Source organism: Nocardioides cavernae (genome assembly GCF_013410035.1).
In the GTDB taxonomy this organism is placed as follows: Bacteria; Actinomycetota; Actinomycetes; order Propionibacteriales; family Nocardioidaceae; genus Nocardioides; species Nocardioides cavernae_A.
The window spans coordinates 1,017,382-1,029,863 of the sequence record NZ_JACCBW010000002.1 but is presented as its reverse complement, the minus strand read 5'-3'; the positions used below and the strand labels follow the sequence as shown (position 1 = coordinate 1,029,863).

Annotated in this window: 12 protein-coding genes and 1 pseudogene; 9 read left to right on the top strand and 4 right to left on the bottom strand. The window is 72.6% G+C overall.

Going from position 1 to position 12,482, the window contains the following annotated elements:
* The first annotated feature begins 8 nt into the window (after positions 1-8).
* Positions 9-683 carry a biliverdin-producing heme oxygenase gene (locus F4692_RS12435; RefSeq protein ID WP_218858409.1) on the top strand — a complete coding sequence of 225 codons (675 nt, stop codon included), beginning with the start codon at positions 9-11 and terminating at the stop codon, positions 681-683.
* 42 nt (positions 684-725) lie between these two features.
* Here the strand turns inward: F4692_RS12435 and F4692_RS12430 are convergent, their stop codons facing one another.
* A complete protein-coding gene (locus tag F4692_RS12430; RefSeq protein WP_179619933.1) occupies positions 726-1,370 on the bottom strand; it encodes an MOSC domain-containing protein in 645 nt (214 codons plus the stop codon).
* A 47-nt stretch (positions 1,371-1,417) separates the two neighbouring features.
* Here F4692_RS12430 and F4692_RS21950 point away from each other — a divergent pair.
* Positions 1,418-1,795: pseudogene (locus F4692_RS21950) on the top strand (NYN domain-containing protein); the annotation flags it as partial.
* A 378-nt stretch (positions 1,796-2,173) separates the two neighbouring features.
* Here F4692_RS21950 and F4692_RS12420 read toward each other — a convergent pair.
* Positions 2,174-2,545, bottom strand: coding sequence for a VOC family protein (locus F4692_RS12420; RefSeq protein WP_179619932.1), 372 nt, complete (start codon positions 2,543-2,545; stop codon positions 2,174-2,176).
* A gap of 58 nt (positions 2,546-2,603) precedes the next feature.
* On the opposite strand from F4692_RS12420, the gene F4692_RS12415 reads away from it, so the two are divergent.
* The 4 genes from F4692_RS12415 to yidC are packed head-to-tail and all read left to right on the top strand — an operon-like array spanning position 2,604 to position 6,571.
* Positions 2,604-4,268 carry a phospho-sugar mutase gene (locus F4692_RS12415; protein ID WP_179619931.1) on the top strand — a complete coding sequence of 555 codons (1,665 nt, stop codon included), beginning with the start codon at positions 2,604-2,606 and terminating at the stop codon, positions 4,266-4,268.
* On the top strand, positions 4,261-5,421 hold the full coding sequence (locus F4692_RS12410) for a right-handed parallel beta-helix repeat-containing protein (protein WP_179619930.1): 1,161 nt from the start codon (positions 4,261-4,263) through the stop codon (positions 5,419-5,421). Before F4692_RS12415 ends, F4692_RS12410 begins: the two co-directional genes overlap by 8 nt.
* A 29-nt stretch (positions 5,422-5,450) precedes the next feature.
* Positions 5,451-5,720, top strand: coding sequence for a hypothetical protein (locus F4692_RS12405; RefSeq protein WP_179619929.1), 270 nt, complete (start codon positions 5,451-5,453; stop codon positions 5,718-5,720).
* 59 nt (positions 5,721-5,779) lie between these two features.
* Entirely contained in the window at positions 5,780-6,571 is a 792-nt protein-coding gene (gene yidC / locus F4692_RS12400; RefSeq protein WP_179619928.1) for a membrane protein insertase YidC, read from the top strand.
* A 7-nt stretch (positions 6,572-6,578) separates the two neighbouring features.
* Here yidC and F4692_RS12395 read toward each other — a convergent pair whose 3' ends face one another.
* Positions 6,579-7,187: a hypothetical protein gene (locus F4692_RS12395; protein ID WP_179619927.1), complete on the bottom strand. Its 609-nt coding sequence runs from the start codon at positions 7,185-7,187 to the stop codon at positions 6,579-6,581.
* 78 nt (positions 7,188-7,265) lie between these two features.
* Here F4692_RS12395 and deoC point away from each other — a divergent pair, with 78 nt between their 5' ends.
* Genes deoC through F4692_RS12380 form a run of 3 tightly spaced genes read left to right on the top strand, consistent with a single transcriptional unit; the run spans position 7,266 to position 10,557 of the window.
* On the top strand, positions 7,266-8,240 hold the full coding sequence (deoC, locus tag F4692_RS12390; protein WP_179619926.1) for a deoxyribose-phosphate aldolase: 975 nt from the start codon (positions 7,266-7,268) through the stop codon (positions 8,238-8,240).
* A gap of 5 nt (positions 8,241-8,245) precedes the next feature.
* Positions 8,246-9,697, top strand: coding sequence for an aldehyde dehydrogenase family protein (locus F4692_RS12385; RefSeq protein WP_218858407.1), 1,452 nt, complete (start codon positions 8,246-8,248; stop codon positions 9,695-9,697).
* Entirely contained in the window at positions 9,697-10,557 is an 861-nt protein-coding gene (locus tag F4692_RS12380) for an aldehyde dehydrogenase family protein (RefSeq protein WP_179619925.1), read from the top strand. The genes F4692_RS12385 and F4692_RS12380 overlap by 1 nt, the downstream gene beginning before the upstream one ends.
* Before the next feature lie 177 nt (positions 10,558-10,734).
* Here F4692_RS12380 and F4692_RS12375 read toward each other — a convergent pair whose 3' ends face one another.
* On the bottom strand, positions 10,735-12,399 hold the full coding sequence (locus F4692_RS12375; protein ID WP_179619924.1) for a substrate-binding domain-containing protein: 1,665 nt from the start codon (positions 12,397-12,399) through the stop codon (positions 10,735-10,737).
* Positions 12,400-12,482 lie beyond the last annotated feature (83 nt).

The window sequence follows — 12,482 nt, the reverse complement described above, 5'->3', positions numbered from 1 at the left end:
ACGTCGTCATGACGATGCTCGACCCGGCACCGACCACCGCTCCCCTATCCCTCGCCATGCGCGAGGGGTCCCAGGAGGCCCACACCGAGGCGGAGGGCTCGGCCTTCATGGCCGAGCTCACCTCGGCGCGGGTCAACGCGCTGGGGGTGCGCGACTACCTGCTCCGCTACCGCGAGGTGTACCGGACGATGGAGCTGCTCGGCGCCGAGCTCGCCGGCGACGCGGCGGTGGCCGCCGTCGTCGACCCGGCGCTCGACCGGCTTCCGGCGATCGAGGATGACCTCGCCTACTGGGCGGAGGTGGCCGGCGCGCCGGTGCCGGCGGTGTTCCACAGCCCCGCCACGGACGCCTACGTCGCCCGGCTGCTGGCGGTGCGCGCATGGGCGCCGCTCTTCGTGGCGCACCACTACACGCGCTACCTCGGCGACCTCTCGGGCGGCCAGGTCATCGGCCGGGTGCTCGACAGGGAGCTCGGCCTGGAGGGCAGGGGGATCGCGTTCTACGCCTTCCCGGCGATCCCGAAGCCCAAGCCCTACAAGGACGGCTACCGGTCGCGGCTCGACGCGCTCGACCTGACCCCCGAGCAGCAGCGGCAGGTCGTGGCCGAGGTGAGTGTCGCCTTCGAGCTCAACCAGGCGGTCTTCACCGAGCTCGGCGAGGACCTCGCGGGCTACCTCCGCTGACCCGTCGGGAGCCGGGCGGCACGCGTGGCCGCCCGGCCCCCGTCACACGCCGGAGGCGAGCCACTCGTGCTCGGCCTCGGGCAGGATCCCCGCTTCGAGGAACACCCGCGCGAGCTCCCGCTCGCCCATCACGGCTCGGAAGAGCACCGGCACCGTGAGCCCGTGGCCGGGCCGGTGCACCACCTCGACCGGGTCGTCGACCTCGACGACGCCGGCCTCGCGGACGGCGAGGTAGGCGCCCGTGAGGCCACGCTCGGCGAACCGCCGCACCCAGCGCCGCTCCCCCATGTGCAGGGCGAACGTCGCGCACGGCACGCGTGGACCGCACACCTCGAGCAGCGCCGTCCCGACGCGCCACTGCTCGCCCACCTCGGCGTGGTCCACGTCGATCCCGGAGGTGGTGAGGTTCTCACCGAACATGCCGTCCGGCAGCTCCCGGCCGAGCTCGCGGCCCCACCAGTCGAGCTCCTCGCGCGCGACGGCGTACACCGCCTGGGTCTCCCCGCCGTGGTGCTTGCGGCTGATGATGTGGTCGCCCACCACCCCGCTGCCGAGCCCGCCACGCTTCGGTCCCGGGTCGCGCACCTCGATCCGACCGACGGGCTCCTTGCGGATGCCGCTCGGGCGTCGCAGCCCGGCCACCGGCGCGGGCCTGCCGGCATTGACGGAGAGGACGGTCGCGATCACGGCGTCACGCTAGCCGGGGCGTACGACCTCATGCCGATCGTCATCTGGTGGGCGGTGGACGCTCGTCGGATCGTGGAGCTCCAGAGTCACCCAGTGACACAGGACCTCCACGATCTTCCGATGTTGCGGCTCCCGGACACCTAGTGTCTGTACGCGCCAATGCGGCGTACAGGAAGGACCTCGTCAACCAGACCGTGGGCCTGGTGCAGCTGTTCCCGGTCTCTGGCACCAAGAACGGCGCCGACATACGACTCGCCGTCGACGCGGTCGACGACCTGTCGCGCCATCCGGACATCACGCACGTGGTGCTCGTCGCGGGTGACTCGGACTACGTACCACTGGCGCAGCGCTGCAAGCGACTGGGACGCACCGTCGTCGGGATCGGTGTGGCGGGGTCGACCAGCCCGGTTCTGGTGCGCGCGTGCGACGAGTTCGCTCGATACGAAGAACTACCCGGGGTGGGCCAGGACGAGGCCGTACGTATGTCTGGAACGAAGGCTCCACTTGCGACAGCCGAAGCAGTCCAGGCGTCGGGAGATGCCGCGGATGCGACATCTGCGTCCGCGACGAATGGGCACGAAGCCGCCCAGGCTCTGCTGGTCCGAACCCTCAAGGTCGCCAAGAAGACCGACGACGGCTGGGTCTACGCCGCAGCCCTCAAGAGTCAGATGAGCGGATTGATCCGGCATTCGACGAGAAGACGCTCGGGCACGCCTCTTTCAAGGCGTTTGCTGAGTCGTGCACCGCGGTGGTCACCAAGCTGCGCGACACCCACCAACTGGTGCGGCTCCGCTGACCCGCGGTCAGCTGTCGCCCGTGTGGCACACCGCCTCGATGTTGTTGCCCTCGGTGTCGCGGACGAAGGCGCCGTAGTAGGCCGGGTGGTACTCCGGCCAGAGGCGCGGCTCGTGGAGCGACTCCGCCCCCGCGGCGACGGCCTCGGCGTGCCAGGCGCGGACCGTGGCCGCGTCGGGCGCCCGGAAGGCGACGTGGACCTCGCGGTTGGGGCCGACGCCCTCGAAGGTGCCGATCCAGAAGTCCGGCTCCTCGGTGCCGTAGCCGATGGCCACGCCGACGTCCATGACCCGGCGGTGGCCCAGGACTCCGAGGACCCGGTCGTAGAAGGCGGCGGCCCGGTCGAGGTCGGTGCAGTTGATGCCCAGGTGATCGATCATGCCCCGATCGTGGCACCGCCCACCGACAGCGACCAGGCGGTGGGGATAGCGTGCGTCCATGACCGCCGAGACCACCCAGACCGACCTGCTCGAGGCCGCCCGCGCATGGGCCGCGGAGGACCCCGACGAGCAGACCCGCGCGGAGCTCGAGGCCCTCGTCGCGGCCGCCGGGCGCGGCGAGGAGACGGACCTCGCCGACCGGTTCTCCGGGACGCTGGAGTTCGGCACGGCCGGCCTGCGGGGAGCGCTCGGCGCCGGACCCAACCGGATGAACCGCGTCGTCGTCACCCGGGCCGCGGCCGGACTGGCGGCGTACCTCCGCGACACCGGGCACGCCGGGGGCTCGGTGGTCATCGGCTTCGACGCGCGTCACAACTCCGACGTCTTCGCGCGCGACACCGCCGAGATCATGACCGGGGCCGGCTTCCGGGCGCTGGTCATGCCGCGCACGCTGCCCACGCCCCTGCTGGCGTTCGCGATCCGTGAGCTGGGCTGCGTCGCCGGCGTGATGGTGACCGCGAGCCACAACCCGCCGCAGGACAACGGCTACAAGGTCTACCTCGGCGACGGCAGCCAGATCGTGCCCCCGGCGGACGTCGAGATCGCCCGGAGGATCGCCGCCGTCGGCCCACTGGCCGACCTGCCGCGCGGTGACGCCGGCCGCCTGGTCGGCGAGGACATCGTCGACCGCTACCTCGACACCGTCGCCGGCCTCGCCGAGGACGGTCCGCGCGACCTCGCCATCGTCTACACGCCGCTGCACGGCGTCGGGGGGACGACCGTCGCGCAGGTGCTGGAGACGGCCGGGTTCGACGCCCCGCACGTCGTCGAGCAGCAGGAGCACCCCGACCCCGACTTCCCGACCGTGTCCTTCCCCAATCCGGAGGAGCCGGGCGCGATGGACCTCGCGATGGAGCTCGCGTCGCAGACCCGCGCCGACCTCGTCGTGGCCAACGACCCCGACGCCGACCGGTGCGCCGTCGCCGTCCCCGACGCCCACGGCTGGCGGATGCTCCGCGGCGACGAGGTGGGGGCCCTGCTCGCCCACCACCTGCTCGCCCGCGGGCGGCAGGGGACGTACGCCAACTCGATCGTGTCCTCCAGCCTGCTCGGCAAGATGGCCGCCGCCGCCGGACAGCCCCACGAGGAGACGCTGACCGGGTTCAAGTGGATCGGGCGCGTCGAGGGCCTGGCGTTCGGCTACGAGGAGGCGCTGGGCTACTGCTGCGACCCCGAGCACGTGCGGGACAAGGACGGCGTCTCGGCGCTGCTGCTCGTCTGCGAGCTCGCCGCGCAGGCCAAGGCGGAGGGCCGCGGCCTGACCGACGTCCTCGACGACATCGCGCACCGCCACGGCCTGCACGCGACCGACCAGCTGTCGGTGCGCTTCGAGGACCTCGCCGACATCGCGGCCACGATGGACCGGCTGCGCGCCACTCCCCCGACCACCCTCGGCGGTCTCGCGGTGGAGAAGGCCGAGGACCTGTCCGAGGGCACCGAGACCCTCCCCCCGACCGACGGCCTGCGCTACTCGCTGGCCGAGGGTGCCCGGGTGATCGTCCGGCCGAGCGGCACCGAGCCCAAGGTGAAGTGCTACCTCGAGGTGGTCGTCCCCGTCGGCGACGGCGCGGACGAGGGCGGCGTCGACGCGGCGCGCATCCAGGCGGCCGGCAGGCTCGACGCCATCAAGGCGGACCTGCGGGGCGCGGCGTTCGGTGCCTGAGGTGCGCCCGGGGCACGCCCTCGTCGCCCTCGCCGCCGTCCTCGCGGTGGCGGGCGGGGCCGCGCACGCCGCACCCGCGGCGCACGACGAGCGCGCGCCGCGGACGTGGCGGGTCGGGCCGGACCGGGCGCTGACGCTCCCGAGCCAGGCGGCCGCGGTGGCCCGCGACGGCGACACGGTCCTCATCGACGCCGGCACCTACTCCGGCGACGTCGCCACCTGGACGCAGGACGACCTCACCATCCGCGGCGACGGCGGCCGCGCCCACCTGCGCGCCGACGGCAACGACGCGCAGGGCAAGGCGATCTGGGTCGTGGCGGGCGACCGGACGCGCATCGACCGCGTCGAGCTGAGCGGCGCGGCGGTCGCCGACCTCAACGGGGCCGGCATTCGGCAGGAGGGCACCGGGCTCACGGTCACCCGCAGCTGGTTCCACGACAACGAGAACGGCATCCTGACCGGGGCCGATCCCGCCAGCGACATCGTCATCCGCCGCTCGCGGTTCTTCCGCAACGGGCACGGCGACGGCTACTCGCACAACCTCTACGTCGGCGCGGTCCGCTCGCTGACGGTCACGGGCAGCTGGTTCGCCGGCGCCGACACCGGCCACGAGCTGAAGTCACGGGCCGCCCGCACCACCATCGTCGGCAACCGGATCAGCGACGGGGACACCACCGCGAGCTACTCCATCGACCTCCCCGACGGTGGGCGGGCGCTCGTCGCCGGCAACGTGGTCGTGCAGGGCCCGCGCTCGGAGAACCCCGCCCTCGTCTCCTACGGGGCCGAGGGCCTGACCCACCCGGACCGCCGGCTGTGGGTCGTCAACAACACCTTCGTCAACCGCCGCACCTCCGGCACCTTCGTCGTGGTCGCCGACGGCGCCCGGGCCACGCTGCGCAACAACCTGCTCGTCGGTCCCGGGGACCTGAGCACCGGTCCAGCCGCCGCGCGGGCCAACCGCCGCGTCGGCACGAGCGGCTTCGTCGACGCGTCGGCCGAGGACTTCCGGCTGCTCGCCTCCTCACCCGCCGTCGACCGCGGCGTGGCCGTCCCGCGGCGGTGGCGGCCCCGCTGGGAGTACGCCCCACCCGCCGCTGCCGTACGCCGCCCTCGCGTGGGACCCACCGACCTGGGCGCGTTCGAGCTGCGCTGAGGCGACCGGCGGGCGTCTACGCTGTCGCCATGGTCCGGACCCTGCTGCTGGCGATGGCGTCCTTCGTCGTCGCCGCCTCGCTGGCCCCGACCATGCCCACCGAGGCCGTGCTGGTCCTCGCGGCGCTCGCCGCCGCCACGGCGCTGATGGGCGTCCACGCCCCGGCCGTGGTGCCCGACGCGACGCTGCGCGCGCTGCGTCCGCGACGCCGGGCGGGTTCCGTGCCGCTCGTGCTGCCCGGGCGCACCACCGACGTGGTCCACCACCCGGTACGTCCGCGCGCTCCTGGACTCGTCTGACCCCTCGCCCCGCGCGAGGACGACGACCGTCCCTCCCCTCCCTGGACCCAGGAGCCCGCATGTCCCTGCTCGAACCGATCTCGCACGCCCTCGCCGCGGTCCTCGCGACCGCCCACCACGCCCTGACCTCCCTCGGCGCGGCACCGGACGGTGCCGCCACGTGGGTGCTGGCCACGGCCTCGCTCGTGCTCCTCGTCCGCCTCCTGCTGCTGCCGTTCGTCGTGCACGGCGTACGCCAGGCGCACGCCGCCGCCCGCGCCCGGCCGCACCTGCGGGGCATCGCCGAGCGCTACCGGGGGCGTACCGACGCCGACAGCGTCCGGGCGCACCTGGACGAGCGCCGCACGGTGTCCGCCGAGCACGGCGTCAGCCGGCTGGGCTGCCTGCCCGTGCTCGTCCAGCTGCCCGTGTGGGTCGCTCTCTACCACCTCGTCTCCGACGTCGCGTCCGGCACGGTCGTCGGCGCGATGGACGCCGGCCTGGTGTCGTCGTTCGGCGCGGCGTCGATCGTCGGCGTCTCGCTGGCCGGGCACGGCTACGTCGGCCCCGGGGCGGCGCACGTCGCCGTCGTGGCGGGGCTGGCGGTGACGGCGGCACTGCTGTCGTACGTCACCCAGCGGTACGTCGTCGCGCCCAACACGCCGCTCGAGGGGATGCCCGAGGCGGTCCTCGCCGCGCAGCGGGTCATGCCCGCCCTGTCCGCGGGCGGCCTGCTCCTGGCCGGCGGGGTCGTGCCCGTGGCGCTCCTCGTCTACTGGGTCTGCAGCCAGACCTGGACGCTCGGGCAGTCGGCGGTCGTGGCCCGCTGGTGGCCGACCCCCGGGACGCCGGCGGCGGCCCGACGGGCGTGACGCCCGGTCAGACGAAGAAGCTGACGACGAGCAGGAGCGCGGCGACCGCGACCAGCACGAGGGGCACGAGGTCCGGCTCGCGGCGTACGGGGTCGGGCAGCGCCAGCTGCTCCTTCGACCCGGCCCGTACGCCCGCGCGCCGGCGGGCGAGGTCGACCAGCTCGTGGAGCCGGTTCTCCGCCCAGTCGACGTAGAGCATGCCCTCGCGGGGGCCGCCCTCGGCGGGTCCGGAGCGTCGGGTCAGCAGCGCCTTGCGCCAGGTGCGCCCGAGGACGGTGGACACGTAGCGCCGGTCACCCGCCCGGACGGCGAGGACCTGGCGCACCGCCATCTCCTCGATGGCGGCGAGGCGGACGTGGACGGTCTCGGCGAGGTTGCGCATGACGAGGTGCTCCTCGGTCACCCACAGCGCGGGGCGGAGCATCGCGGCCCAGGCCAGGACCCCCACCAGCAGTCCCGCAGCCGCGACCCAGGCGGGGAAGCCGTCGTCGAGGTAGACGAGCCCGGCGACGACCAGCAGCGCGCAGAGCACCACCGTCATCCAGCCCGACACGCGCCCGCTGGTGGCGTCGAAGCGCTCGACCACGGACTCGCGCTCGTCGGGCAGCCGTGCCATGTTCACCTCGTCGATTTGAGCAGACATTGGGCCCGTGCGGGTTGGCCGGGCCCTCGGGGCCAACCCTATGCTGGGTCGGTGACTGCCAGCTCAACGGCGAGCTCAGGGGTCTTCGACGACATCGTGCGCTCGGACTCCTCCCTCCGCCGATTCCTCCACGGCCTCCCCGGGGTCGACCAGGTCGGCTGCGAGGCTCGCGCCGCCGGTCTCGGCACCCGGTCCATCAAGACCACGTCGAAGGCCTGGGCGATCGACCTGGCCATCCGCATGGTCGACCTCACCACGCTCGAGGGCCAGGACACCCACGGCAAGGTGCGGGCGCTGGCCTCCAAGGCGATGCGCCCCGACCCCGCCGACCCGACGTGCCCGGCCACCGCGGCCGTGTGCGTCTACCCCGACATGGTCGCCACCGCGAAGCAGACCCTCGGCGACAGCGGCGTGCACGTCGCGGCGGTCGCGACGGCGTTCCCGAGCGGGCGCGCGGCGATGGACATCAAGCTCGCCGACACCCGCGACGCCGTCGAGGCCGGGGCCGACGAGATCGACATGGTCATCGACCGCGGCGCGTTCCTCTCCGGTCGCTACCTCGACGTCCACGACGAGATCGCCCAGGTCCGCGAGGCCTGTGCCAGGCCCGACGGGACGAGCGCCCACCTCAAGGTGATCTTCGAGACCGGCGAGCTGCAGACCTACGACAACGTCCGGCGCGCGAGCTGGCTGGCGATGATGGCCGGCGGCCACTTCATCAAGACCTCCACCGGCAAGGTGCAGCCTGCCGCGACGCTGCCCGTCACGCTGATCATGCTCGAGGCGGTCCGCGACTTCCGCGACCAGACCGGCCAGATGGTGGGCGTGAAGCCCGCCGGCGGCATCAAGACCACCAAGGACGCCATCAAGTACCTCGTGATGGTCAACGAGATCTGCGGCGAGGACTGGCTCGACCCCGACTGGTTCCGCTTCGGCGCCTCCACGCTGCTCAACGACCTGCTGATGCAGCGCACCAAGATGACGACCGGCCGCTACTCCGGTCCCGACTACTTCACGCTGGACTGAGGCCGATGAGCAACGTGTTCGAGTACGCCCCCGCACCCGAGTCGCGCGCCGTCGTCGACATCAAGCCGTCCTACGGCCTGTTCATCAACGGCGAGTTCACCGACGGGCGCGGCACGTCCTTCAAGACCGTCAACCCGGCCACCGAGGAGGTGCTCGCCGAGGTCGCGGAGGCCAGCGACACCGACGTCGACGAGGCCGTCAAGGCCGCCCGCCGGGCGTACACCCGCGTCTGGTCGCGGATGTCCGGGGCCGAGCGCGCGAAGTACCTCTACCGCATCGCCCGGATCATCCAGGAGCGCGGCCGCGAGCTCGCCGTGCTGGAGTCGATCGACAACGGGAAGCCGATCAAGGAGTCCCGCGACGTCGACGTGCCGATCGTCGCCGCGCACTTCTTCTACTACGCCGGCTGGGCCGACAAGCTGAAGTACGCCGGCTACGGCGAGACCCCGCTGGGCGTCGCCGGGCAGGTCATCCCCTGGAACTTCCCGCTGCTGATGCTCGCGTGGAAGATCGCCCCCGCCCTGGCCTGTGGCAACACGGTCGTGCTCAAGCCCGCCGAGACGACGCCGCTGACGGCGCTGCTCTTCGCCGAGATCTGCCAGCAGGCCGACCTCCCTCCGGGTGTCGTCAACATCGTGACCGGCGCCGGCGACACCGGCCGGGCGATCGTGTCGCACCCCGACGTCGACAAGGTCGCCTTCACCGGCTCGACCGAGGTCGGCAAGGCCATCGCGCGTGCGGTCGCCGGCAGCGACAAGAAGGTCACCCTCGAGCTCGGGGGCAAGGCGGCCAACATCGTCTTCGACGACGCGCCGCTCGACCAGGCCGTCGAGGGCATCGTCAACGGCATCTTCTTCAACCAGGGCCACGTCTGCTGCGCCGGCTCGCGCCTGTTGGTGCAGGAGTCCGTCGCCGACGAGGTGATGGCCCGCCTCAAGCGCCGCATGGCGACGCTGCGCGTGGGCGACCCGCTCGACAAGAACACCGACGTCGGCGCGATCAACTCCGCCGAGCAGCTCGCCAAGATCCGCGAGCTCTCCGAGATCGGCGAGGCCGAGGGAGCCGAGCGGTGGTCCGCGCCGTGCGAGCTGCCCGCCAACGGCTACTGGTTCGCCCCGACCGTCTTCACCGGCGTCTCGCAGGCCCACCGGATCGCCCGCGAGGAGATCTTCGGCCCCGTCCTGTCGGTGCTGACCTTCCGCACGCCGTCCGAGGCGGTCGAGAAGGCCAACAACACCCCGTTCGGCCTGTCCGCCGGCGTGTGGACCGACAAGGGCTCGCGCATCCTGTCCATGGCCAACCGCCTCCGGGCCGGCGTGGTGTGGGCCAACACGTTCAACAAGTTCGACCCGACCTCGCCGTTCGGCGGCTACAAGGAGTCCGGCTACGGCCGCGAGGGCGGGCGCCACGGGCTCGAGGGCTACCTCAAGCCCATCACGACGGGAGGGGACCGCTGATGTCGCGCATCGATGTCCGCAAGACCTACAAGCTCTACATCGGCGGTCAGTTCCCCCGCTCGGAGTCGGGGCGCTCCTACGTCGTCAACGACGCCAGGGGCAAGCTCCTCGCCAACGCCGCCCAGGCCTCCCGCAAGGACGCCCGCGACGCCGTCGTGGCCGCCCGCGCAGCCTTCGGCGGCTGGTCCGGGCGTACGGCGTACAACCGCGCGCAGGTCGTCTACCGCATCGCCGAGGTCCTCGAGGGCCGCCGCGAGCAGTTCGAGGCCGAGATCCGCGCCTCGGAGGGCGTGAGCCCCGCCAAGGCGCGCGCCGCGGTCGACGCCGCGATCGACCGCCTCGTCTGGTACGCCGGGTGGGCCGACAAGATCACCCAGGTCGTCGGCAACGCCAACCCCGTCGCCGGCCCCTACTTCAACCTCTCCACCCCCGAGCCCAGCGGCGTCATCGCCGTCGTCGCCCCGCGCGGTCCGCTCCTGGGGCTGGTGAGCGTCGTCGCTCCGCTCGTCGTCACCGGGAACACGGTGGTCGTCATCGCCAGCGAGGACCACCCGCTGCCGGCGATCACCCTCGGCGAGGTTATGGCCACCAGCGACCTGCCGGGCGGCGTCGTCAACGTGCTGACCGGCTCGCAGGCCGAGATCGCGCCGTGGCTGGCCTCGCACATGGACGTCAACGGCATCGACCTGACCGGCGTCGAGGACGCCGAGCTCGCCACCGAGCTCGAGGTCGCGGCCGCCGACAACCTCAAGCGCGTGCGCCGACCCGCCCCGGACACCGACTGGCTCGCCGAGCCCGGGCTCGACCGGATGACGCAGTTCCTCGAGACCAAGACGGTCTGGCACCCGATCGGCGTCTGAGCGCGGCCCTGACCCGCGGGTGGAGGGATCCCCGGCCGACCGGGGATCGCTGACGTTGTCAGGCGTTGCACCGGCCGACAACGTCAGCGAGAGCCTGACAAGGTGCCGCAGCTGGTCACGACAAAGGCCCCCGGAGGAGTCTCCGGGGGCCTTCGTACGTGGCGGGTCTGAGGTCGGTCAGCGGTTCAGCAGGGCCGAGGCCAGCACGCCGAGGATCTCGTTGGGGTTGTTCACCAGGTAGTTCTGGCCCCCCGTCGCCGCGGCGATCTGCTCGAGCTCACCGGTGTCGGCGTCCTCGGAGATGCCGATGATGATCACCTTCACGGGCTTGGCCGGGTCGCGCAGCGACTTGAGCTGGTTGACCAGTGCGTCGAGCGACAGCGAGCTGGTGTCGTCGCTCGCGCCGTCGGTGAAGATCACGACGGAGTTGAACCACGCCGGGTCCCACTTCTCCTGGGCGTGCTTGTACGCGGCCAGCGTCGTGTCCATGACGCCGGTGCCGCCCTTGACGCGACCGACGAGGGCGTCGGCCTCGGCCCGCACCACGTCGCCGTGGGTCTGGCCGTTCTCGGCGGGGGCGTCGAGGCGGTCCAGCGCGGCGTACTCGGCCCACGAGGCGCCGTTCTCGCCGCGGTTCTTCGAGAAGCCCCAGATGCCGATGCGCGCCTGGGCCGGGAAGGCGTCGAGGGCGATCTGCGAAGCGTTGACCGCCAGCTGCACGCGGGAGACGTCGCCGAGCATCATCTTCATCGAGCCGGACAGGTCGACCACCGCGAGGATGCTCGACGGCACCGACAGCACGCGCCACTGGCGCAGGGTGTCGTCGGTGGTCTTCTGCGCGACCGTGCTGAGCACCTGGGCGTTGCCCAGGCCGATCTCGTTGGGCAGCGCGGCGCCGTCCGGGCCGCGGAGCTCGGCCTCGGCGACGGCAGCGACGCCGGCGCTCGACTCGAACCAGCGGGTCAGCGCGCGACCGACACGGGCCGAGACGTCACGCCGCGAGGCGAGGATGTCGGAGTTGGCCCGGTTGACCGACACCAGCGGGAACTTCAGCATCGGCACGCCGGTCTGCGGCGCCACGAGGTTGAGCTGGTCGTTGCCGCGACGCGCGGCCAGGTAGGCCTGCTCGGTCGCGGGCACGAGGGCGGTGCTCGAGGCGGTGATGCTCGACAGGTCGGTCTCGGTCGAGCCACCGGACACGGCGCGCTCGCCGTAGGTCTGGGCGACCGGGACGGTCTTCTCCTCGATCGAGACCGGGGTCTCGCCGGTCTTCTTCATCTCGGCGTACGGCGCGAGCAGCGCGAGGGCGGAGGCGCCCTCGGCGCTCGGGTCGGCCATCGCGAGGTTGCCGCCGTCGAGGGCACCCGCCCACGACGCCGGCGCCTTGGCGGCGGGGCCGCCGATGAGGCCGACCGGGGTCTGCGCGAGCACCTCGGAGATGGGGGTGCCGCTCCAGCCGGCGCTGGTCAGCTGGCCCTTCCAGGTCGGGCTGTCGGGGATCCAGATCTCGGGGAGCTGGGCCTCGGGGTCGCCGAGCAGCGCGACGACGTCCTTCACGGTGCCCGCGGTGACCTCGATGTCGATGCACGGCTCGGCGTCCGTGACCGTCTTGACGGCCTTGCGCACCAGCGGCTCCATCACGGGGGCCGTGGTCAGCGAGACCTCGTCCTTGACGCAGTCCGGGCCGTCGGCCTCGGCTCCGCCGCCGTTGAGCGCGAACCAGCCGCCCAGGCCGGCGACGAGCACCAAGGCAAGGCCGACGAGCAGCCAGGTCCGGCCGGAGCGGCCGTTGGCGTCGCCGGACGTCGTGCTCTCGGGCGTGGTCGAGTCGTCAAGACTCATATCAGTCCTCCCACAGGAACTGTCAAAACAAAGGTCTGGGCGACACTAATCTCCAGTCCCAGCGTGCGTGGCCGAACGAGGAA

What these genes read in the sequence shown, in the direction of transcription:
- F4692_RS12405 (WP_179619929.1), top strand. Translation starts at nt 5,451, where the DNA reads ATGGTCCGGACCCTGCTGCTGGCGATGGCGTCCTTCGTCGTCGCCGCC.
- F4692_RS12385 (WP_218858407.1), top strand. Translation starts at nt 8,246, where the DNA reads ATGAGCAACGTGTTCGAGTACGCCCCCGCACCCGAGTCGCGCGCCGTC.
- F4692_RS12435 (WP_218858409.1), top strand. Translation starts at nt 9, where the DNA reads ATGACGATGCTCGACCCGGCACCGACCACCGCTCCCCTATCCCTCGCC.
- yidC (WP_179619928.1), top strand. Translation starts at nt 5,780, where the DNA reads ATGTCCCTGCTCGAACCGATCTCGCACGCCCTCGCCGCGGTCCTCGCG.
- F4692_RS12395 (WP_179619927.1), bottom strand. Translation starts at nt 7,187, where the DNA reads ATGGCACGGCTGCCCGACGAGCGCGAGTCCGTGGTCGAGCGCTTCGAC.
- F4692_RS12415 (WP_179619931.1), top strand. Translation starts at nt 2,604, where the DNA reads ATGACCGCCGAGACCACCCAGACCGACCTGCTCGAGGCCGCCCGCGCA.
- F4692_RS12375 (WP_179619924.1), bottom strand. Translation starts at nt 12,399, where the DNA reads ATGAGTCTTGACGACTCGACCACGCCCGAGAGCACGACGTCCGGCGAC.
- F4692_RS12420 (WP_179619932.1), bottom strand. Translation starts at nt 2,545, where the DNA reads ATGATCGATCACCTGGGCATCAACTGCACCGACCTCGACCGGGCCGCC.
- F4692_RS12380 (WP_179619925.1), top strand. Translation starts at nt 9,697, where the DNA reads ATGTCGCGCATCGATGTCCGCAAGACCTACAAGCTCTACATCGGCGGT.